Below are 21199 nucleotides of genomic sequence, written 5' to 3' on the forward strand. Positions count from 1 at the left end.
TTTGTATGATGTCTTGTCAGAAAAATCTCTGTCTTCCCGGCAAATTCTTAAAATCATTTATATAATTGCATATTTGAAATTCTTTGTCAACACAAAAATCTCGTTCTTTATTTTACCAGATATGTCCCCACATTATAGGCCGTATTATCATAGAAATTAAGATTCAGCCGTTTTGCGTTTTTCTCCAGCGACCGAATTTTTTTCATACATTTTTTATAGGAAGCTTTTTTGCCGTTCACTTTCATGGAAGAATAGTAAACGTCGTACCCATAAGAGTCACTGTACTTTCTGACGACCTTTCCCTTCGCAAACGCCGGATAGGTATCGGATCTCTGATACTTCACCAGACTGGCCTTTTTGCCGTTCTTGCCCAGACGATAGCAGGACACTTCCATAGTTCCCGTGTTAGCATAGGTATCCACAAAATAATTCTTATTCTTAAAGATCGATACGCTTGTAAAGCGTCCCAGTGATTTTACTTTTCCTTTGGTATAGGTATAGATCCGATGCCATCCGTCCATGTGAGACGCCTGTGGATAGCTTAAAATCAGCTCTTTCACGCCGTCTTTATTGATATCCGCACTGGCAAACTGCACCTGAGAAGAAGGCACGTTTGTCCATTTTGACCATTTGATCTGACTCTGCGACAGGAATTGCTGATAAGCCGCCAGCGCTTTCCTGTTTTTCTTCGCGGATGCTGCGCTGACCCCTGCCGCCGGCAGAAGCACAGCCGCACATAAAAGACACAGAGTTATAATCACATTTCTCTTTTTCATGGTATCCTCTCCCTCCTTTTTGGCTTAAGTATACTTTATCCGGGAGAGGATGTCCACTTTTATTAATACATTTGGGGAACAAAGGACGCAAGCCGGTTGGCCGTCTTCATGGCGGCAAATACATCTTCCGGCGTTACAGTAAATGGCATATTGCCCATGGTGTCATCTTTATCACAGCTTGCCTGCGCAGCGCTCATCAGCGCTTCATCTCTTACATCGGAAAGATTCAAATCTTTGAATGTGGTCGGAAGTCCCAGGCTCTTGCAGAAAGAAATCAACTTTACGATTTCCTCAAACGGACGATTTTCCAGGATAACCTGCACGATTGCCCCAAATGCCACCTTCTCGCCGTGAAGCAGCGAGTGAGTCTCTTTCAGTTTGGTCATTCCGTTGTGAATAGCGTGGGCGGCTGCCAGTCCGCTGCTCTCAAATCCTACGCCGCTTAAGTATGTATTGGCTTCCACAATATTTTCCACCGCTTTTGAACTTACATTTTCTTCCACGGCAATTTTGGCCTTCAAGCCGTCTTCAAACAGAATCTCCCGGCACAGCTGGCTGAGGGCGATGGCCGCCCGCGTGGACTGTCCGCCCGCCATGGTCACGATGCCGGACTGTTCGCAGGCCTCGGCCTCGTAACAGGTTGCCAGAGCATCTCCGATTCCGGCCACCAGAAAACGTACCGGCGCCTTTGCGATGACTTCCGTATCCATGATGACCATGTCCAGATTGGAGCGCAGAGGAAGATACTTTTCAAAGGTTCCGTCCTCTTTATAGATAACCGCCAGGCGGCTGCACGGTGCGTCGGAGGACGCCGCCGTCGGTACGGTCATCACCGGCATATGTGCATAAAAAGAAACTGCCTTGGCGGTATCAAGGGTTTTACCGCCTCCGATGCCGATGACCATATCGTACTTGTCCATATTATTTTTGTGCTTCTCTATTTCCTTCATACAGCACTCCCCGCCAAATACATTGAAGGAAAATGGAATATTTTTCTTTTGGAAGCTCTCTGTAATCTGCTTCTTATACTGTTCCGTGCTGAAAGAGCTGTCCACGATCATGTAAGCTCCCTTTACGAGAAATAAACCCTTTCTGTCCGCAGACTCATAGTAATCCGCCAGCCGTTTCATCTCACCTTTGCCCTGAATATACTCTCCCGGTGAACAGATAATCTTACTCATGCTTCTCCTCCTCCATTTACTTTTTACAATAAAATGTACAAATATTTTTAAATGTATCATTTGAAATTCAATATGTAAAATGAATGATTTTTATATTATAATAGATTTTATATATAATAATCAGGAGGTTTCCCATGAATCTGTATCATCTTCGCTATTTTATCGAACTGGTCCACACCAGACACTACACCCAAGCCGCAGCCAGACTGGGCATCACCCAGCCAAGCTTAAGCCACGCCATCTCACAGCTGGAAAATGAGCTGGGTGTCCCGCTGTTTGAACGCAGCGGAAGAAACACATCCCTCACCCGGTTTGGCGAGGAATTTCTCGCCTACGCAGAAAATTCTCTGAGCATCCTCGATAACGGTATCGAATCTCTGAAGCACAGCGCCCGGGGCAACGGTCTCATCCGTCTCGGATTTCTTCGCCCGTTGGGCGTGGAATTTATCCCGTCTCTGGCCGCAGGCTTCTTACAGCAGCATCCCGAGCTGGACATTGACTTCATTTTCCGCACCGGCTCAACTTCCTATCTGCTGGACGGTCTCGCCGCCAAAGACTACGACCTGATTTTCAGCTCGCAGGCGCCCGAAGAATATAAAGAATATCACCTGACCAGCGAGTCGGTCGCCTATCAGGATCTGGTCGTCATCGTCCCGAAAAATCATCCCCTGGCAGGTCGGCGCTCGGTATCCCTGGAGGAGACTCTGCCCTACCCTTACATTTACTTCGCAAAGGGTGCCGGCATCCGCAGCGACGTCAACGAACTGTTCCGGCTCCTCGGAGAAAAGCCGTCCATCGCCTACGAGGTGGAGGAAGACCAGGTGATCGCCGGTCTGGTGGCCCGGAACTTCGGCATCGCCATCGTTCCCTACATGGATCTGCTGCTGCGGCTGGATGTACAGATTCTCACCATCACCAACCCCGTCTACAAACGAAAGATTTACATGGTCAACAGCGCAAACTCCTATCTTCCGCCAGCAGTCCAGCTCTTCCGGGAATATGTGACCGAGCAGGATTTTCTGGGAGAAGGCGAAGGAAAAATTGTTTTGTAACTTACTTTTTATTTTTTTCCACTATTGCGAAATATCTGACACAACAATATTCTTGAATTACTTCCTCAAATATGTTATATTTAATAATACAAAAGGGGAAACCAGAAAACAACTTCCCCTCCAAAGCTTTTACGAAATACTTTATGTATCAGCCGTCAGCTATTGCAGTAGTTGGCGGCTATTTTTTATCTTTATAAATCTGATAAAACACCCCTCCTCTTTTAAAATCTTTACATTTCCCACAAAAACAGTTGACTTATGTACGAAATCGTATATAATAATTATATACGAAATCATACATAAATTAAAAAAGGGGTTGACTTATGCACTATTTGAAAGCAAATCAATATACATATCTTGCCGGCGAGATCAATGCGCTCTATCATGAGGCAGCCGTAAAAACGGGCGTCTCTGACAGCGTGCAAAACATTTTATATGTCATTTGTGAAAAGGGAGACCGCTGCCTTCAGAGCGAAATCAGCAAACTGACAGGCATCAGCCGGCAGACCATTAATTCCGCCATTCACAAGCTGGAAAAAGAAGGAATCATCACACTGGAACAGGGTAAGGGGAGAAATACGATCGTCTGTCTTACCGGGGAAGGAAAGGCTTTTGCCCGCCAAAAGATTTATCCATTATTCGAAATAGAAAACAAAATCTGGAAAGATTGGACGGAGGAAGAGCAACAGCAATATTTACTCCTCACCCAAAAGTATAGGGACGGACTGAAAAAATATATGGAAAACGCTTTTTAATGCAGAAGAAGATATATTTTACAGACACCGTCCCTCTCAGGGAGGTACAAAATGAACAGAGAAAATAAGAGAAAATTATATCAGAAAGGCTACTATAAAACACATCCATGCAATGACAGCTTCACCTGCAAGGTCTGCGGCCGTCCGGTCGTATCCGCCGGTTCCGGCAGCAATCACCGCAACCACTGCCCGAACTGTCTTTCAAGCCTGCATCTGGACATTGAGCCGGGCGACCGTGAATCCGACTGCGGCGGCATCATGGAACCGGTGGGCGTCTGGGTCAGAAACAAAGGCGAATGGGCCATCATCCACCGCTGCAAACGCTGCGGACATTTAAGTTCCAATCGGGTCGCCGCGGACGACAATCCCATGAAGCTCATGTCCATCGCCATGCGCCCGCTGTCAAGACCGCCATTTCCGCTGGAACGCATTGAAGAGATGACTGCGCTGATGGGCGGAGACGGATGTCTCTATAATACCAAGTAGCTTCTTTATAAGTAAATGTACAAAACCAAGTAAATGCACAAAGCTAAGTACACGCACAGAACTAAGTAAATGCATTGAACTAAATAAATGTACAGAATAGTGAGGCCATCCATACATTTACAATAATATAGACATAATTTATAATTTCATAAAAAATATTCATTAGAATTATCCCCCTCCCGGTGGTACATTTATACCGTACAATTATACCAAATCGTGCATTTACACTGCACGGTAATGAAAATGTATCTTATTACCGGGAGGGATTTTACATGCTGACAAATGAAACTCATCACATATTCCGCGGAGAGCTGGCGCTGGTTCTCGCCGTCATCATCAACAGCTTCGGCGTGGTGCTGATGCTTTATTCCGGCTCCGGCATCTCCGCTATCTCAAGCGTTCCCTACGCATTCTCTGAAGTGCTGCCCGCTCTTTCCCTGGGCACATGGACATACATTTTCCAGGGAGTGCTTATCGCCGTTCTCATGCTCATGCGCAAACGATTCGTCGTCTCCTACCTTTTCAGCTTTGTGGTCGGATTTTTCTTCGGCATTATGATCGACGTTCATGAAATGTGGATCTCTCTGCTTCCGGTATCACTGCCTCTGCGAATCCTTTATTTTATCCTGAGCTACGTCATCATCTCCTTTGGCATCGCGCTGTCCAACCGCTGCCAGATGCCAATCATCCCGACAGACCTCTTTCCGAGAGAGTTTTCTGAGATTACCCACATCGGCTACTCGCGGGTCAAAATCTCCTTTGACGTTATCTGCCTGGCCGTCACCGCCTGCATGACATTTTTCTGCCTCGGTCACATCAAAGGACTGGGCATCGGCACCGTCTTCGCCGCCTTTACCATGGGCAAATGTATCGGCATCATCGGAGAAAAAATGGACAAAAAAGTCGCGTTTACGTCTTTTTTGTCCACTCATAAATTAGCATAATATAGTTAATCAGACAATGGCCGCCTCAATCTTGGCGATGGCCGCCTCAATCCGGGCGATAGTCTCGTCCTTGCCGATCACTTCCATAATCTCGGTGGCACCGCCCGGCGTCATCTGCTTGCCGGACACAGCGGTACGAACCGGCCACATCACGAAACCATTCTTGTACTCGTGGTCTGCCGCAAACTGACGCAGTGTCTGGTAAAGGGCGTCGTTGGAGTAATCTTCCTGCTCTTTGAGCACCGGCAGAAGTCCTTTGAGAACATCCAGAGATTTCTCCGGTGTTGTCTTATTTTTCTTGTGGGTGTACATGGACACATCGTAGTCCGGTACTGCCTCGAAGAAATCCATCATTTCATAAATGTCCGGGAACACTTCGATTCTCGTCTTCACCAGAGCAGCGATCTTCTTCAAATCATAATCCTTAGTGATGGCTTTCTTCAGATACGGCTCTGCCATCTCGTAAAACTTATCGAAATCCATGGCTTTCAAATACTCGCCGTTCATCCATTTGAGCTTTGTCATGTCAAAGACAGCCGGGGATTTGCTGATATGATGATAGTCAAAAGTCTTCACCAGCTCATCCAGGGAGAAAATCTCCTGGTTATCGGACGGGCTCCATCCAAGGAGAGCCACGAAGTTCACAACCGCCTCGGATACAAATCCCTGCTCGATCAGATCCTCATAAGAGGAATGTCCGGAACGTTTGGACAGCTTCTGATGCTCCTCGTTGGTGATGAGCGGACAGTGAATATATTTCGGCTCCTCCCATCCGAAAGCGTTGTACAGACGGGTGTACTTCGGAGCAGAAGACAGATATTCATTTCCTCTTACCACGTGGGTAATGCCCATCAGATGGTCGTCCACCACATTTGCAAAGTTATAGGTCGGATAACCGTCGGACTTAATGAGAATCATATCATCCAGCTCTTCGTTCGGCTGAGAAATATCTCCGTAAATCTCATCGTGGAAACAGGTTTCTCCCTCATTCGGGATATTGGCACGGATGACAAACGGCTTGCCCGCTGCCAGATTAGCCTCGATCTCCTCTTTGGACAGATGCAGACAATGCTTGTCGTAGCTGCTGATCTCCTTGCCGCCTACTACCTGCTTGAGAGAATCCAGACGCTCCTGGTCGCAGAAGCAGTAATAAGCCTCGCCCTTATCAATCAGCTCTTTGGCGTATTTCATATAAAGACCGGAAGCGCAGCGCTCGCTCTGAATGTACGGGCCGTAACCGCCGTCCTTATCCGGACCCTCATCGTGCTTAAGCCCCGTGGCTTCCAGCGTCCGGTAAATAATCGGCAGCGCCTCATCCATAAAACGCTCCTGGTCGGTATCCTCAATTCTCAGAATAAAATCTCCGCCCTCATGCTTCGCAATCAGGTAGGTATATAAAGCAGTCCGCAGATTACCCACATGCATTCTGCCTGTCGGGCTCGGGGCAAATCTCGTTCTAATCTTGCTCATTGCGTTATCCTCACTTTCTTACTAAAATGTAACATTCTCCCCGGTATTATAGTATAAAACCCCCGCAGAAACAAGCGTGTCTCAGTAAAAAATCAGAAAGATACTCCCCGGGAAAAAATTGCGTAAAACTGCATTTTATGCTAGTGTATTGACAGACTACGATGCACACGCCGCTTCCCGCGGCATAAGATACACAAAGGAGGAAATTATGTTTTCAGATTTCATTACATTTATCACGGAGCTGCCTGCCCAGATCATGCACACCGGCACCTTTCTTCCGGATTCTTTTGAAAGCGGAGCCGCCCATCTGGACACCATCAGCAGTTATATCAGCGGTATCGACACATCCTACAAGATCATCGCCACCACCGTTTCACTGATCGTCGCCCTTCTGGGCTGTTTTTTCGGTTATAAACTGTCCAAGCTGTTCATGAGTCTGACCGGACTTCTGGTGGGAGCCGTTGTCGGAGGATTCATTGGAACAAACTTCCTTGACGGTTCCGGCGGCATGGTTGCTGTCTGCGCTCTGGTGGGCGCCATTCTGCTGGCTATCCTTGCTTACCGGATCTACCAGGCGGGCATCTTTCTCCTGTGCTTCGGACTGGCCTTCATGGCCGCCGCATCCATCCTTCCATTCACAGGGGACATCCAGTTCTTCCTGTCCGTGGTTGTCGGATTCGTCGTCGGCTCCCTGGCACTGAAATTCATCCGGCCGGTCATCATCATCACATCGGCCGTTGTGTGCGGCTCCTCCGCCGCAGGACTGCTCATCACTCTCTGCGACCTCATGAACATCGGCAGCTTCTCATCTTATCCGCTGCTGTTGACCGTGGGCATCGTCGCCCTGGGTATCCTGGTGCAGTTCCTCACCACATCGGGCGGGCGACATGGCCGTTAATCATCTCGACTGATAACTGCAGGTATCATCAGGTAACATTTGTCATCCAACATATTAATCTTCATGTTCCCACAGAACGGTTTTTCCGGCCGCCAGGCTCTTTGGCACATCAATGAGCCTCTGGTTGGAAGACCCACGGAACAGAAGAGTAATATCCTTTAATTCTTCTATGAACGGGCCGTCCACCAGCACATCAATGAGCTGTAAGAGCGGCCCCGTATAACGCCACTTCGGCACCATCCGCTCCAGAATATCTTTCTCAAACACATAGCCTGTATAGCACCAGATGGTCTTATCCGGAAATCTCCGCTTCACTTCTTTAAGAAACGGCAGCAGTTCCTGCTGGTTCACATATTCCATAGGCTCGCCGCCCAGCACTGTCAGGCCGCTCACATAGGAAGGCTCCAGCCACTTAAAAATCTGCTCCTGCGTCTTCTTCGTAAAAATCTCTCCATATTTAAAATCCCAGGTTTCCTCATTGAAGCAGCCCTTGCAGTGATGGGTACAGCCGCTGACAAAGAGAGAAACCCTCACGCCGATGCCGTTGGCGATATCGCTTTTTTTGATGTTGCCGTAATACATGTTCTTCTCCTTTTAAACATTAATATATTTCATTCTTTTTGTTCATCAATCATCTATCATACCGGATTTAATCTATAATCCAAATTATCTATCCGATAATTTTTTCTATATGTACAGGAACATATCTTCGTATCAAACAAGGCAAGATTATAGGAATTTCTGTCAAATGTACTGATATATTTCACCCCATCATATCCCAGATATTTGGCAAAATCACTGATGTACTGCGTTGGAAGGTAATCCAAATCGCTATCTCTCTGGCTCAGAGGCTTCGCCAGATCCCTCTCTATGTTCCGAAGATGCCTTTCATTGATCAAAAATTTTATTTTATCTGTCTCAGCGTAAAATGGGGAATTATGCGTAATACTGCTCAAATCCACCACCTTCACGTCTTTATCCAATTGAAATAAAGCAATTGTAACATAATCAAATGCTCCCGCTCTTATTTCCTTTACCGTTGTCTCTTTTTTATTAGCCAGATACAGGCAACTGACTCCTTTTGAATTTGCTCTTCCGGCAGATGCCAAATCATCAGGCGGCGCGCCCATCTCTCCTGCTCCATAACCATGTTCATTTTTCGCCAGGCGCGCTCTGTAAAGACTCGTCCCCTTTGGAATTACAGAAACCGTATCCCGCAGCACTTCAGACAGCAGACCCAAATTAATATATTTCGCATGGAATCTATTCTCATTTCTCAGATATTTTCTGAAATCATCCCACTGGTACTTTCCAAAAATAGAATTACGCTGTAAATACATTTCATCGTATAGATCAGGAATACCTGTTTTCTGTATCAGCAGCTTTTCATCCAAATCTGCAGAAGATTGAATAAGACCCTCTGCAATCTTCCTTATTCCTTCTTTACCAACCTTAAATATATTCCAGTCTTCCTGCAAATGTTCCTCGATGCTCCGTTTTGCGTCATCAGGAAAAGTATCATCCAGTTTTTCTTCCGGCTTATATATTCCTATGACAGAAGCCAGCAACTCTTTAAAATCTGTATTTTCTCTATCCAATTCACTATCATAAATCCATGTATTTTTTGCACCGCAGACAGGGCATTCTCCTTTGTGATTAAGCGACTCTATAGACACTTTTATTTCCAAATCACTAAAGCACTCTGCGCAGCAAATCATTCTCTCCCCTCCAAAAATCTTCCCATCAATTCTATGTGATGCATCAACGAAAGCTTTTTAATTAATCCCAGTCCCGGAAACCGACCAGCTTCATAATATTGGAGTAAGCCAGATAAACCTCTCGTATACTTCACTAAGTCTATTCTTTCCCAATTTACAAGCTTTTCCATTGCTTCTCCAAACTTCCTGGCCGGATCGGAATAATCCCAATTGGAATCAGAAACGAAATGATGAACTCTAAGTTCCTGCCTTTCATTAAAATAAACCACATGGATTGCCACAGCAAAGGGAGCAAACCCGCTCTCCTCATACTCTTTTCCAATGACAGAATAATCAGAAAAACCTTTATATCCTCTTTTTTCAAATATCAAATGATTTTTACTGAAAGAGACATCCGGCTGCTCCATGTAATCTACATTTCGTCTGGCTTTCTGATAGCAGTCCTCTAAAATAATGGCATTCCCCGGAACTTCATCTTTAAAATCCTCATCTTTAGGAATAAAAGACGCCCTCACAGATAATTTGTCTCCGTATTGAATATAATAGTTATCGTCTCCCCTGTTTTGATTCAGTACATATATCTGCTTTTTCTCTTGCTCCGGCATCTGCAGTACCTTTTTCACCGATACATCATTCATCAGATACGCCTTACGAATATGCCCATCCAGCAAAATATTCTCATATTCCTCTAAAGTTCTTCTTAATTTGATCCTTGTATCTTCCTGTTCTTCTTCATTCGCCTTTCGCAGCGCCTCCGCATATCCTTCATCAAATCTTCCAACTTGCGGGTTCTGAATGAGCAGAATCTCTCTGTCATTTTCGATAAACCTTTTCAGAGTCGTAAGAAATGTACTGCTGAACTTCACCGGTTCCAGAATCGGTGTAACCTTCACACTTAATTTATTCTCATCCAGCAATTCCTTCAAACACAATAGTTCATTTTGCCTTCCTCTCAAATATGGATAATACATATCATCCCTCCATTTTATTATTCCAAAACTCATTTATAATCTGATACTGATTCTTCTTTTGTTTTGTAAAATACGCATAGAAACGCAACTCATATGGGATTTTTTCTTCAAATGTTTTTTCATCTGTTATTTTTATTCTTTTTTTCAAACATTCCAGCATATCCTTTTGAAAGGTTTTCACATTAATGTCAGAAATCCATTTCCTGCACTCACGGTAATAAAGAAAGCTGTTCACTTCCGGCAATTTGCCAAAATGCTTATACAGTATACTTTCAAACTCATTTTTCCTCAGTATTCTGAATATTGTCTCATGACACAAATCTTTATCATTACATTTGGCGACTTTCCGGCACCTCAGCTTGCCATTTCTTCCCATGACAAAGATACCCACACCTGAACCTTCCAGCATTACTTTTACTTTTTCATATTGTTTATATCCGACCACAACATTTACATATTTAAATGCTTTATAGTAATCTGCAATCTGATGCTCCAGTCTGCTGAAATTATCCAGATCGGTCTTTATCTCATATACCGTCCCCCGCCCATTAATAATCACAAAATCTGCCTTTGAATCCTCAATCGGCAATTCTGTTAAAGCTGCGGAATTCCGAATATCATGTTTCTCAAGCAAAAGCTGATTTAAAATTGCATTTTTATAGAAGTATTCATTTCTATAGGAGAAATCCATATGACGATATAACTGACCGATGGCATCTCCATAAGTAAACGCCGTTCTACCTTCTGTATATTCTCTGACACAATCATAAAAAGTGTCCTTATTCTTCGAGTCATTTATCATTTTATCTATATATGGAATTGTAAAAACTCTATTAATTAAATTATTAGGCATTTTGTTCGCTGACGCAGCCATGTGGTTCCTCCAATCCATATAATTATAGTCTTTTAATATTATTTTTTCTTTTTTCATTATAACACTAATTACGGCAAAAGGCTTACACATTTACAAAAATTGGAAATTTATTCAAGACCGAATTTCCTTCAAAAACTCCTCCACACTCTCTCGGCTCTTCACTCCTGTTGTCGCGCCGATACTCTGGACGCACACCGCCGCGCAGGCTGTTCCGTACTGACAGCATTCCCGCAGGCTGCCGCCGTGAAGCAGAGCAGAGATAAATCCTGCCACAAAGTTGTCGCCGCCCGTGGAATCCACAGCGTTCACGGCACAGGCCGGCATGGAAAACTGACCTTGTTCGCCGCTGACGGTGCACCCTTTCTCGCCGGTTTTGATAATGACATTTTTTACGCCAAGGCTGCGGAAATGTTCCGCCATGGCCACGTATTCCGTCTCTCCGGTGTAGTATTCCCCCTCATTTTCGTTGGGGAAAATGTAATCAATGAGGGGAAGGATTTCCCGGATATCATCGAGGGTCAGCTTCCGGTAGGTGGGAATCTTTGTGTCGGCGCAGAGGATGGCGCCCTGTTCCTTCGCCGCTCTGGCAAGGCGGATGATTGTCTCACTGTCGTCGAGGGGCGCCCGGAACAGACTGGCAAGGGAGACAACTTTTGCGCCCTTTATCACATGTTCGGACGGCGAGTAGCCGGTGAGCATGGTAGCTTCGCTGTTGATGGAGACACGGGTGCTATCCCGGTTCACCATGAGGTTGGCGATGGGTGTGGTCAGAGAATCACTCTGCGTCACATCGCTGACGTCGATGCCGCGAGTCTCCATCTCGTGGAGAATTAGATTACCGGCCACGTCGTTGCCCACGCCGCAGACCAGCTTCACTTGATGACCAAGCCGCGACAGAATCACTGACTCGTTGAGAGCGTCCCCACCGGTGTTCAGGCTGATATTTTCCGCCCGGTATACATTTTTCTTGTAGGGCTTTTCTTCCTTTCCCCTGGTGATGCAGTCGATGACCGCCTGCCCGATACATACGATTTCCGCTGCCATCTTTTCCCTCCACTTCTTCCCATACTTATTTCGTCACATTTTATAAATCTACTGTAACATTTTCCCATAATAAAAACAATACCAGAGTAGAAATGCCCTTCCACTCTGGTATTACAATATTTCTTATCCATGCATGTTCCTACAGATGCATAACTCTCTCTTTAATCTCCTGGGTTCTTCCCTGGTTCCAGAACTGGGTGCCGATGTAGCCGCAGGTCCTTCTCGCCACGTTCATCTTGTTCTGGTCGGTGTTGCCGCAATTCGGGCATACCCAGATGAGCTTGCCGTGTTCGTCAGCCTGAATCTGAATCTCGCCGTCATAACCGCACACCTGGCAGTAGTCGCTCTTGGTGTTGAGTTCGGCGTACATGATATTGTCGTAAATGTGTTTCATGACTGCCAGCACCGCCTCGATGTTGTTCTGCATGTTCGGCACTTCCACGTAGCTGATAGCTCCGCCCGGGGACAGCTCCTGGAACTGTGCCTCGAAGGACAGTTTGTCGAAAGCATCGATCGGCTCTGTGACATGTACGTGGTAGCTGTTGGTGATATAGTTCTTGTCTGTCACGCCCGGAATGATGCCGAAACGCTCCTGCAGGCATTTGGCGAATTTGTAAGTGGTGGATTCCAGAGGAGTTCCGTACAGACTGAAATCAATGTTGCTCTCCTCTCTCCATTTGGCGCAGGCGTCGTTCATATGCTGCATCACCTTGAGTGCAAATTCCTTGCCTTCCGGGTCTGTGTGGCTCACACCCATCATGTAGCGGGTACATTCGCAGAGTCCTGCGTAACCCAGGGAGATGGTGGAGTAGCCGCCGTAGAGCAGCTTGTCAATCTTCTCACCCTTTTTCAGACGGGCCAGCGCGCCGTTCTGCCAGAGAATAGGAGCCACATCGGAAGGTGTTCCCTTCAGACGGTTGTGACGGCACATGAGCGCCTCGTGGCAGAGTTCCAGACGCTCATCGAAGATCTCCCAGAACTTCTCCATGTTCTTTCCGGAGGAGCAGGCCACGTCCACCAGATTCAGGGTGACGACGCCCTGATTAAATCTGCCGTAGAACTTCGGCTTGTCGTTCTCTTCTTTATATACTGTCAGGAAAGAACGGCATCCCATACACGGGTAGCAGTTGCCCTGTTTTAACTTTTTCATCATCTTCTCGGAAATGTAATCCGGAACAAGACGTTTTGCGGTACATTTGGCTGCCAGCTTGGTCAGATACCAGTATTTGCTGTCCTCATGGATATTATCCTCTTCCAGCACGTAAATGAGCTTCGGGAACGCCGGTGTGATGTAGACGCCCTTTTCATTTTTTACTCCGAGAATCCGCTGGTTGAGCATCTCCTCAATGATGAGAGCCAGGTCATCCCTTGCCGGGCCTTCCTCCACCTCATCCAGGTACATGAACACCGTTACGAACGGCGCCTGACCGTTGGTGGTCATAAGGGTGATGACCTGATACTGGATGACCTGTACGCCCTGCTTGATTTCCTTGCGGACGCGCATCTCAGCGATCTCGTTGATCTTCTCCTCATTGATTGGCATACCCTCTTCTTCAAATTCTTTGCGCACCTCTTTGCGGAACTTATCCCGGCTGATCTGTACGAACGGTACCAGATGGGAGAGAGTGATGCTCTGGCCGCCGTACTGGGAGCTGGCGATCTGTGCCACGCTCTGGGTGGCGATATTGCAGGCGGTGGAGAAGCTCTTCGGCTTCTCGATCATCACATCGCTGATGACCGTTCCGTTCTGCAGCATATCTTCCAGATTCACCAGACAGCAGTTATGCATGTGCTGGGCAAAGTAATCGGAGTCGTGGAAATGTATGATTCCCTGTTCGTGGGCGTCCACGATATGCTCCGGCAGCAGAAAACGTTTTGTGATGTCCTTGCTGACCTCTCCTGCCATGTAATCTCTCTGGACGCTGTTGACTGTCGGATTCTTGTTGGAATTCTCCTGGATGACCTCCTCGTTGTTGCACTCCAGAAGACTTAATATCTGCTTATCTGTGGAGTTTGATTTACGAACCAGCGCCCGTTTGTAACGGTAAGTAATGTAATTACTTGCCACCCGGAATGCCTTCTGATTCATAATCTGATTCTCTACCAGGTCCTGTATCTCTTCCACACTCAGCGCGCGGCCCATGCCCTCACAGATGATCTCCACATTTTTCGCGATCTGTTCAATCTGCTCATCGCTCATCTGATCCTGCACCACAACGCTGTTGTTGGCTTTTTTTACCGCGTTGTTAATCTTACTTCTGTCAAATTCGACTTCCATGCCGCTTCTCTTAATAATCTTCATACTCTCTACCTCTATCTTCTATTTTAAATGATTCTTTTCTTCTGCTTTCATAGGCATCGCCATTATACCACAATAAATCGTGGTCTGCAACATATTATTATACTATATATTGTGTCTGTTGGGAATTTTTAAAGAATAAGTTATCGGACATAAAAAGAAGCTGCCACATTCTGCAGCCCACATCTGGATATGATAGCCGACTTTTCCGGCTCTGTCAATATCCAGATGTGAATACATCAGCTGTGACAGCTTTCTGTTATATTTTTATATAATTCTTTATCACTCCGAAACAGTCCAGTTCCGGCACACTGCCGCGAACTGTATACAGCTCCACTTTATAATTTACCCTCAGACTGGAGATAACCAACGATTGCCTGATAAAGCTCCTGGCCATATCGGGTTGTATTGGCATTCATTTCTCTGGCTTCTTTCGTATTGCTGATAAAACCATACTCAATCAGACAAGCCGGCATTTTCGTCCGGTTCAGAACACTTAAATCTGTACGGTTCTTAAGACCTCTGTTAGTAAATCCTGTGGTGGAAACCACGGCACGCTGAATATAGGATGCCAGTTCTCTGGAAGTCATTCCATCCTTGGCTGTCACAGTATTCCGGCTGGAGTTATACAGTGTCTCCGTTCCATGTGCCGAAGCAGATGCTGAGTTAATATGAATGCTCACAAATAAGTCTGCGTCATAATTATTGGCAAGGTTACTTCGGTCTGTCAGACTCGGATAGCTGTCTGATGTTCTTGTATAATACACCTTGAACCGACTGTCATTGTCAAACATTCTCTTTGCTCCCAACAGGATGGACAGAGTCATGTTTTTCTCTCTGTATCCATTTCCTGTAGCTCCAGAGTCCATACCGCCGTGTCCTGCATCGAGTACCAGGGTAATCTGTCCGTTTTCTGCCGCGGAATTATTATTTGAACTGGAACTGGAAGATGTTGTTGCAGAATTAACTGCACCTTTCATCTTGATCACGCCGTTTTTCAACTTGTAAGTAATTCCCAGACGGCTGCACACACTTTTCAGAGGAACCACCCATTTTGTTTTTCCACTCGGATAAGTCACCAGCATAGCCGGAGCGTTCATACGGTCAGATTGTCCATTTACCGTTATATTTCTGCTTCCATTTTTCAGTACGATAATGTTCGAGCGATACTGCAGAGTCAGGATATTGCCGCTGCTTTTAACGCTTACTTTCAGGGAACTCTTCTTGAAAAGCTTATTGACCGGTCCCATATAACTTCCGTTCTTCATGAAAATCGGCTGCTTTGACAGCTTGATTTTACTGTTATTTACATAAGAATATGTCTTTTTTCCACTAAAAGACTTTGTCTTACCTTTGTATACTACCGTCACCCGGGAAGACGCATCCACCTGTGTCGCCGGCACCGTCAGACTGAAGCATAACATAATGACCATCAATAAACTTAACCATCGTTTCATTGTTATAAAAATCCCCTTTCTCATTGATTTTTAAACATCAAAGCAATATCCTACGCCATATATGGTCTGTATATAAGGATATTCCTTTGTAAGCTTCGCTCTCAGCTTTTTCACCAGAGTGTCCACACTTCGGTATCCTCCGATATAATCATATCCCCAAACAGAATCCAGTATTTTATCTCTGGAAAGAATCATTCCTTTGTGTTTAATAAAATATTCCATTAAATCGAACTCTTTTGCAGTAACCTTCAGAACCTTTCCCTCGAGATAAATCTTTCGGCTCTCGTAATCGATCGTAATCGCACCCGCAGTCTCCACAGAAAGTCTTTTTTCAGAAAATCTCCGGAGAACCGCTTCCACATGTGCCTCAAGAAGAGGCAGGGGTACCGGTTCTGTCATGTAATCATCAATCTTCTTAGAATAAGCATATAACTGAGTGTCTAGACGGCTATCCTTTGAGATCACAATGATGGCCATATCTGACACAGCCCGGATTTTATCAATGATGTCATATCCCTTTCGCCCGGAATCGTCTATATAAAATAAGAACACTTCGGGCTTATGTCTTCCTTTGGAAATCATGTCCATCAATTCATCCGCATCCAAGCAGCACACAACGCCATATCCGCTTTCTTCAAAGTAGGCTTCCATCTGACGGCACTCTTCCTCATTCTGATTAAAAATCATCAGTCTGCTCAGAAGCATCTGCCATCTCCCTTTCCTTTACTTGTTAAAATTATATTACATAAAAGTGTTTCAAAAATGACTTATTTAAAAGTATTGTAACATATTTATCTACAAGTGTACAGAATAGCCATAGAAGAAACCAATGATACATGTTATCATTCTACAAAAAAATATTACAAAAAACAAGACTGTACACACGTTTTGTTTACAATGTACAAAGGCTTTGTAATAAATACAAAGCCTTTCGTAATATCCCATTTAATAAAATGTAGGAAAATATTCTATATTATAACATATCTGCGATTTCATAAATTAACCGTTCCGATTTTTCCCATCCGAGACACGGATCTGTAATGGATTTGCCATAACAGCCTCCGCCGATCTTCTGACATCCGTCTTCCAGATAGCTTTCGATCATCAGCCCTTTCACAAGCTTTCTGATATCGCCGGATATTTTACAGCTGTGAAGAACTTCTTTTGAAATTCGAATCTGTTCCATATAATTCTTACCAGAATTAGAATGGTTAGTATCAATGATCACTGACGGATTCTTCAGATTTGTCTCCTGATACAGTTCATAAAGCTGCATCAAATCCTCATAATGATAATTCGGGAATGTCTGACCATGTTTGTCCACATATCCCCGCAAAATCGCATGGGCATATGGATTACCTGCGGACTCCACTTCCCATCCCCGATAAATAAACATATGACTGCTCTGCGCCGCTGTGATGGAATTCATCATGACAGAAAGATCGCCTCCTGTCGGATTCTTCATTCCCACCGGAACACCTGCGCCGCTGGCAACCAGACGATGTTCCTGATTCTCCACGGAACGGGCTCCTACCGCCACATAGGATAATAAATCCGAAAGATATCTCTGATTTTCCGGATAAAGCATCTCGTCGGCACAGGTAAGGCCGCTCTCGAGAATCGCCTTCTGATGCAGCTCACGTACAGCAATGATTCCCTGCCACATATCCGGTTTTTTCTCCGGATCCGGTTGATGAATCAGACCTTTATATCCGCCTCCTGTCGTTCTCGGCTTGTTCGTATAGATTCTTGGAACAATCCAGATCTTATCTTTCACTTTCTCCTGTACTTTCGCCAGTCTGGAAACGTAATCCAGCACAGAAGCCTCATTATCCGCCGAACACGGACCAATAATAAGCAGAAGTCTGTCAGACGTTCCCTCAAAAATCCTTGCAATTTCCGGATCTCTCTCATTTTTAATCTTCACTACCCGCTCATCCGCCGGGAACTGTTCTTTCAGATCCCGCGGTATCGGCAGTTTTCTATAGAAATTCATCTGCATATCCATGATGTATTTTCTCCCTTCCTCACAAATTTTTATTCTGCAAAACAACTTCTGTTCTGAATCTGATGATTCCAGTCTCAGTCATTGCTTTTTTCTGCAATTTTTCTTATAATTTAACCGGTAATGGACGCATCTCCTGTTTCGGCTCATCACCAGAAGCTATCTTAACATAAAAAAATCAAAAGCACAATACTTTTCGACTTTAAAGCAAAAAATTATATGAAAGGAAACGCTATCTTGAATTCAATTACCAACACCATGTCCAGCGCCTTCCGTCTCATCCAAAATACCGGACAGCCGCTGTCTTTTGAGAATAATTGCATACAGAACATGTTCATACTCCCATCCCGCATAGAAGCTTTTCATGACAACGAGCTTTTTCTGAAATTCATCGAAAGTCTTATCCGGGACAGAAATAATTATGCCTTTCCGGATACTTCTGAAGAATATGACCGCTATTTTGCAGACTGTATCCGGCTGAAAGAACAGATGCAGAAGAAAATATGTTCCGAAGGCGATATTCGGCAATGTGGTACTCAGGAGGAAGTCTCCGGGAAATGCGACTCTCAGAGGAATCTTTTTCCGGAGGAAACCTGGCTTTTGTGTACCGGACGTCTCTTCGAAAATCTGAAAACTCCTTTTTATTCTGTATACGCCGCATCCATGCTCTGCCTGGAGCCATGTTTTACAGATCAATCTTTATTTATGCAGACGCTGCAGGATTTTTATTCTGTCATAATCAAATCCACGTCTTCCAACCAGAAGCTAATCGGACAGATTGCAGAAAATGCATCCTCTTACAGACAATATCTATGCCATAATGAAATACTTCTGGCCGATATCCTGCGCTCTCATCTTGCCTGCTTCGCCGCAGATAAAAATATCTGGCTGGTGAAATTATTTGAGGAAATGTATATCGATACAGTTTCTTCGCTGGAAGAGATTAATATAGAAGGTTTTCTATCTGATTTCCAGCAGAAAGAGCTTACATTTCTTTCGTTTATTAAGCATGAGCAAAATATTGCAAAATCCGGCGTGCCTGATCAGCAATCTTCTCTGGAAAATATTTCTTTCCCTGAATATCTGGCTCAGCGTACAGTCTATTTTTCCGAACGCCGTACAAAAGCCCCTGATACAGTATTTTCCGGACGCCATCATTCAGGCACAGTTTCCATCCTGTCCTCAGACAGCATTCTGAACCGATATGCTTACAACATGACCACGGCTTCTTATATCACCAATCCCGCCATCGGCAGAGAATCTGAGATTAGTGATCTGGAACTGATTCTGATATCTCCGAAGAAATCTCCTATTCTGCTTGGCGAGGCTGGCGTAGGAAAAACCGCCGTGGTTGAAGGACTTGCCTGGCTTTTACAGCAGGGAAATGTTCCAAAACTATTACAACACAAAGAACTTTATAAGCTAACCACCACCTCTCTTTTAAGCGGAACCAAATATGTGGGCGAGATGGAGGAACGCATACGGCAGCTCATGGATGAGTTGGAAAAGCATCCGGATATTATTCTGTTTATTGACGAAATCCATACCATTGTAGGTGCAGGCTCCACAGAAAGCTCCAACAATGATATTTCAAATATGCTGAAACCTTACATCGACCGGGGTGACATCAAGATTATCGGTTCCACCACCAGCGACGAATATAGAAAGTATCTGCTCAGTGACAAGGCTCTGGCACGCCGCTTCTATCCTATTACCATAGAAGAACCGGATGAAGACACAACGCTGCGCATCCTCCTGGGAACCATTCCGTCCATTGAATACGAGACAAAGGTAAGAAATGCATTTTCCGAAGAAGAGACCCGGCACATTCTCCAGATTCTCATTTCACTGTCCGCTGAAAAATACCAGCCGGCAGATAAACGAACAAGGCGTCCGGAGCTTCCTCTCACACTCCTGGAAATGGCTTTTTCCTATGCAGCGCTTTATTCCAGAGACACAGTCTCCATTGAGGATTTTATCTGCGCTGTCCGCCATTCCAATCTTCTGAAACAAGAAGTAAAAGCTAAATGGCAAAATATTTTCATTAAAGAATAACAATACTACCAAAAAAATAGAGATAAAAGCTGATTATTTATAACCAAAATAACGAAAAAAATAGTATAATGTATCAGTGCAGCAGGATATAACAAATTATTTACACTGAAATGGACTATAAATTCATGAACACATACGATAACTATTTATTACTGAAAACAAAAAAAGAGCTCACTCGTCTGGCAAAACTTCACAGAATGTCCGGATATTCTTCTCTGAATAAGGAAGCTCTGGCAGAAAAACTTCTCGAATATATATACCGTCCTTCCGTTATGCATGATTTTCTCGTGTATTTGGGAGATGATGAGATTCAGCTCTTTTCTTCTCCTTCCCGCTCCTCTTTGAAACAGACTCATCAGGTATATTCAGGACGTCCTGCTTTGTACCGCCGGCTGTTGGAAAGCGGATACTGCTATAAGGACACTGACGGAAAGTATCAGTTTTCTTCCGGACTTCGGGAATTTTCTTCTTCCAGAACATTCAGAAAAGAACAGCAGCGCAAAAGTTTCCTTCTGGACTGTGTGAACGCCGCCGGATACCTTTACGGCAGCTGCCCTGTAACCATTCTTTTGAAAATGTACAACACAAACACTGCTCTTTTTTTGAAAAAAGAAGAAATTGTACAGGAACTTCAGGCAGTTCCTCCGTATTTTCATTCTTTCATCCTTGAAAATGACTGGATCATTCAAAAATCACTATATAAAAATAATTTATATAAGAAAATACAGCAGTGTCAGGGCACTCTTCCTTTTAATATACCGGACAAAGAGACTATCCTTCATCTGTCCCGCTTCGGATACTTCCCGGAAGACCCGTATACAAAACAGCTTATCAATACTCTCACTTATCCCCCGGAAATTTCCCGCGAAGAAGCACAGGAAATAAGCGGAGAAATCCAGGCTGTTTTCCGTCAGGGCGGGACCATAGAAGACGCCCTGGTATTTCTGAAAAACCGCACCGCATCGGCTTCTGCATTTTCCGGTTTTCTTCAGCACATCCTGACCGCTGATATGTCGGATGCTTCCCGGCGCCGTCTGCTCTCGGCTTTAAACAGTGTATTTGCTCACTCTGCCCTTTTATTAAACAGAGGATACACCGCTGCGGAAGCTATGCAGCTTAACAAAAAACGGACAAAAATATATCCCAACAGTCCCTGCCCTTGCGGAAGCGGAAAAAAATATAAAAATTGCTGCGGACGACGCTGAATCGCCCGC

Annotated in this window: 19 protein-coding genes; 7 read left to right on the forward strand and 12 right to left on the reverse strand. The window is 44.8% G+C overall.

What is annotated here, in order from left to right; translation table 11 throughout:
* Positions 1 to 107: 107 nt before the first annotated feature.
* The gene (locus B5F87_RS05280; protein WP_087277862.1) at positions 108 to 776 is read right to left on the reverse strand and encodes a hypothetical protein; all 669 of its coding nucleotides are present in this window, start codon (positions 774 to 776) and stop codon (positions 108 to 110) included.
* A gap of 62 nt (positions 777 to 838) precedes the next feature.
* A complete protein-coding gene (locus tag B5F87_RS05285; RefSeq protein WP_087277865.1) occupies positions 839 to 1957 on the reverse strand; it encodes a glycerol dehydrogenase in 1119 nt (372 codons plus the stop codon).
* 134 nt (positions 1958 to 2091) lie between these two features.
* Here B5F87_RS05285 and B5F87_RS05290 point away from each other — a divergent pair, with 134 nt between their 5' ends.
* The 4 genes from B5F87_RS05290 (at position 2092) to B5F87_RS05305 (ending at position 5194) form a co-directional block, all read left to right on the forward strand.
* Positions 2092 to 3009 carry a LysR family transcriptional regulator gene (locus tag B5F87_RS05290; protein ID WP_087277868.1) on the forward strand — a complete coding sequence of 306 codons (918 nt, stop codon included), beginning with the start codon at positions 2092 to 2094 and terminating at the stop codon, positions 3007 to 3009.
* Positions 3010 to 3332: 323 nt separating this feature from the next.
* On the forward strand, positions 3333 to 3764 hold the full coding sequence (locus B5F87_RS05295) for a MarR family transcriptional regulator (RefSeq protein ID WP_087277871.1): 432 nt from the start codon (positions 3333 to 3335) through the stop codon (positions 3762 to 3764).
* Positions 3765 to 3815: 51 nt separating this feature from the next.
* Positions 3816 to 4250, forward strand: coding sequence for an RNHCP domain-containing protein (locus tag B5F87_RS05300; RefSeq protein ID WP_087277874.1), 435 nt, complete (start codon positions 3816 to 3818; stop codon positions 4248 to 4250).
* Positions 4251 to 4522: 272 nt separating this feature from the next.
* Positions 4523 to 5194, forward strand: a complete 672-nt coding sequence (locus B5F87_RS05305) for a DUF6198 family protein (RefSeq protein WP_087277878.1) — start codon at positions 4523 to 4525, stop codon at positions 5192 to 5194.
* Between the two features lie 9 nt (positions 5195 to 5203).
* Here B5F87_RS05305 and gltX read toward each other — a convergent pair whose 3' ends face one another.
* The gene (gltX, locus tag B5F87_RS05310; RefSeq protein ID WP_087277882.1) at positions 5204 to 6664 is read right to left on the reverse strand and encodes a glutamate--tRNA ligase; all 1461 of its coding nucleotides are present in this window, start codon (positions 6662 to 6664) and stop codon (positions 5204 to 5206) included.
* Between the two features lie 208 nt (positions 6665 to 6872).
* Between gltX and B5F87_RS05315 the strand changes: the two genes are divergently transcribed.
* On the forward strand, positions 6873 to 7562 hold the full coding sequence (locus B5F87_RS05315) for a DUF4203 domain-containing protein (RefSeq protein WP_087277885.1): 690 nt from the start codon (positions 6873 to 6875) through the stop codon (positions 7560 to 7562).
* A 54-nt stretch (positions 7563 to 7616) separates the two neighbouring features.
* Here B5F87_RS05315 and nrdG read toward each other — a convergent pair whose 3' ends face one another.
* The 9 genes from nrdG to B5F87_RS05360 all read right to left on the reverse strand — a co-directional run bounded on the left by nrdG (position 7617) and on the right by B5F87_RS05360 (position 17927).
* A complete protein-coding gene (gene nrdG, locus B5F87_RS05320) occupies positions 7617 to 8144 on the reverse strand; it encodes an anaerobic ribonucleoside-triphosphate reductase activating protein (protein ID WP_087277888.1) in 528 nt (175 codons plus the stop codon).
* Positions 8145 to 8200: 56 nt separating this feature from the next.
* Positions 8201 to 9280 carry an RES family NAD+ phosphorylase gene (locus B5F87_RS05325; RefSeq protein WP_087277891.1) on the reverse strand — a complete coding sequence of 360 codons (1080 nt, stop codon included), beginning with the start codon at positions 9278 to 9280 and terminating at the stop codon, positions 8201 to 8203.
* Positions 9277 to 10251, reverse strand: coding sequence for a sce7725 family protein (locus tag B5F87_RS05330; RefSeq protein ID WP_087277895.1), 975 nt, complete (start codon positions 10249 to 10251; stop codon positions 9277 to 9279). Before B5F87_RS05330 ends, B5F87_RS05325 begins: the two co-directional genes overlap by 4 nt.
* Before the next feature lies 1 nt (position 10252).
* Positions 10253 to 11182 (reverse strand): sce7726 family protein, encoded by a 930-nt coding sequence (locus B5F87_RS05335; RefSeq protein ID WP_139109104.1) that lies wholly within the window; start codon positions 11180 to 11182, stop codon positions 10253 to 10255.
* A 54-nt stretch (positions 11183 to 11236) separates the two neighbouring features.
* Complete coding sequence (locus B5F87_RS05340; protein ID WP_087277901.1) at positions 11237 to 12169, reverse strand: carbohydrate kinase family protein; 933 nt, start codon at positions 12167 to 12169, stop codon at positions 11237 to 11239.
* Positions 12170 to 12308: 139 nt separating this feature from the next.
* Positions 12309 to 14471, reverse strand: a complete 2163-nt coding sequence (gene nrdD / locus B5F87_RS05345; RefSeq protein WP_087277903.1) for an anaerobic ribonucleoside-triphosphate reductase — start codon at positions 14469 to 14471, stop codon at positions 12309 to 12311.
* A 335-nt stretch (positions 14472 to 14806) separates the two neighbouring features.
* Complete coding sequence (locus B5F87_RS05350) at positions 14807 to 15925, reverse strand: N-acetylmuramoyl-L-alanine amidase (RefSeq protein WP_158096964.1); 1119 nt, start codon at positions 15923 to 15925, stop codon at positions 14807 to 14809.
* A gap of 30 nt (positions 15926 to 15955) precedes the next feature.
* Positions 15956 to 16630 (reverse strand): response regulator transcription factor, encoded by a 675-nt coding sequence (locus B5F87_RS05355; protein WP_087277909.1) that lies wholly within the window; start codon positions 16628 to 16630, stop codon positions 15956 to 15958.
* 268 nt (positions 16631 to 16898) lie between these two features.
* Positions 16899 to 17927 carry a 3-deoxy-7-phosphoheptulonate synthase gene (locus tag B5F87_RS05360; RefSeq protein ID WP_343215728.1) on the reverse strand — a complete coding sequence of 343 codons (1029 nt, stop codon included), beginning with the start codon at positions 17925 to 17927 and terminating at the stop codon, positions 16899 to 16901.
* Between the two features lie 240 nt (positions 17928 to 18167).
* Here B5F87_RS05360 and B5F87_RS05365 point away from each other — a divergent pair, with 240 nt between their 5' ends.
* Positions 18168 to 19985 (forward strand): AAA family ATPase, encoded by a 1818-nt coding sequence (locus B5F87_RS05365; RefSeq protein WP_158096965.1) that lies wholly within the window; start codon positions 18168 to 18170, stop codon positions 19983 to 19985.
* Between the two features lie 125 nt (positions 19986 to 20110).
* Positions 20111 to 21190, forward strand: coding sequence for an SEC-C metal-binding domain-containing protein (locus B5F87_RS05370; RefSeq protein ID WP_158096966.1), 1080 nt, complete (start codon positions 20111 to 20113; stop codon positions 21188 to 21190).
* Positions 21191 to 21199: the final 9 nt, after the last annotated feature.

The sequence above is a fragment of the Eubacterium sp. An3 genome (assembly GCF_002159465.1).
Taxonomy (GTDB): domain Bacteria; phylum Bacillota; class Clostridia; order Lachnospirales; family Lachnospiraceae; genus Anaerobutyricum; species Anaerobutyricum stercoris.

What these genes read in the sequence shown, in the direction of transcription:
- B5F87_RS05330 (WP_087277895.1), bottom strand. Translation starts at nt 10,251, where the DNA reads ATGTATTATCCATATTTGAGAGGAAGGCAAAATGAACTATTGTGTTTG.
- B5F87_RS05340 (WP_087277901.1), bottom strand. Translation starts at nt 12,169, where the DNA reads ATGGCAGCGGAAATCGTATGTATCGGGCAGGCGGTCATCGACTGCATC.
- B5F87_RS05325 (WP_087277891.1), bottom strand. Translation starts at nt 9,280, where the DNA reads ATGATTTGCTGCGCAGAGTGCTTTAGTGATTTGGAAATAAAAGTGTCT.
- B5F87_RS05290 (WP_087277868.1), top strand. Translation starts at nt 2,092, where the DNA reads ATGAATCTGTATCATCTTCGCTATTTTATCGAACTGGTCCACACCAGA.
- B5F87_RS05305 (WP_087277878.1), top strand. Translation starts at nt 4,523, where the DNA reads ATGCTGACAAATGAAACTCATCACATATTCCGCGGAGAGCTGGCGCTG.
- B5F87_RS05335 (WP_139109104.1), bottom strand. Translation starts at nt 11,182, where the DNA reads ATGAAAAAAGAAAAAATAATATTAAAAGACTATAATTATATGGATTGG.
- B5F87_RS05370 (WP_158096966.1), top strand. Translation starts at nt 20,111, where the DNA reads ATGAACACATACGATAACTATTTATTACTGAAAACAAAAAAAGAGCTC.
- nrdG (WP_087277888.1), bottom strand. Translation starts at nt 8,144, where the DNA reads ATGTATTACGGCAACATCAAAAAAAGCGATATCGCCAACGGCATCGGC.
- B5F87_RS05300 (WP_087277874.1), top strand. Translation starts at nt 3,816, where the DNA reads ATGAACAGAGAAAATAAGAGAAAATTATATCAGAAAGGCTACTATAAA.
- B5F87_RS05355 (WP_087277909.1), bottom strand. Translation starts at nt 16,630, where the DNA reads ATGCTTCTGAGCAGACTGATGATTTTTAATCAGAATGAGGAAGAGTGC.
- B5F87_RS05295 (WP_087277871.1), top strand. Translation starts at nt 3,333, where the DNA reads ATGCACTATTTGAAAGCAAATCAATATACATATCTTGCCGGCGAGATC.
- nrdD (WP_087277903.1), bottom strand. Translation starts at nt 14,471, where the DNA reads ATGAAGATTATTAAGAGAAGCGGCATGGAAGTCGAATTTGACAGAAGT.
- B5F87_RS05285 (WP_087277865.1), bottom strand. Translation starts at nt 1,957, where the DNA reads ATGAGTAAGATTATCTGTTCACCGGGAGAGTATATTCAGGGCAAAGGT.
- B5F87_RS05360 (WP_343215728.1), bottom strand. Translation starts at nt 17,927, where the DNA reads ATGCAGATGAATTTCTATAGAAAACTGCCGATACCGCGGGATCTGAAA.
- gltX (WP_087277882.1), bottom strand. Translation starts at nt 6,664, where the DNA reads ATGAGCAAGATTAGAACGAGATTTGCCCCGAGCCCGACAGGCAGAATG.
- B5F87_RS05280 (WP_087277862.1), bottom strand. Translation starts at nt 776, where the DNA reads ATGAAAAAGAGAAATGTGATTATAACTCTGTGTCTTTTATGTGCGGCT.
- B5F87_RS05315 (WP_087277885.1), top strand. Translation starts at nt 6,873, where the DNA reads ATGTTTTCAGATTTCATTACATTTATCACGGAGCTGCCTGCCCAGATC.
- B5F87_RS05350 (WP_158096964.1), bottom strand. Translation starts at nt 15,925, where the DNA reads ATGAAACGATGGTTAAGTTTATTGATGGTCATTATGTTATGCTTCAGT.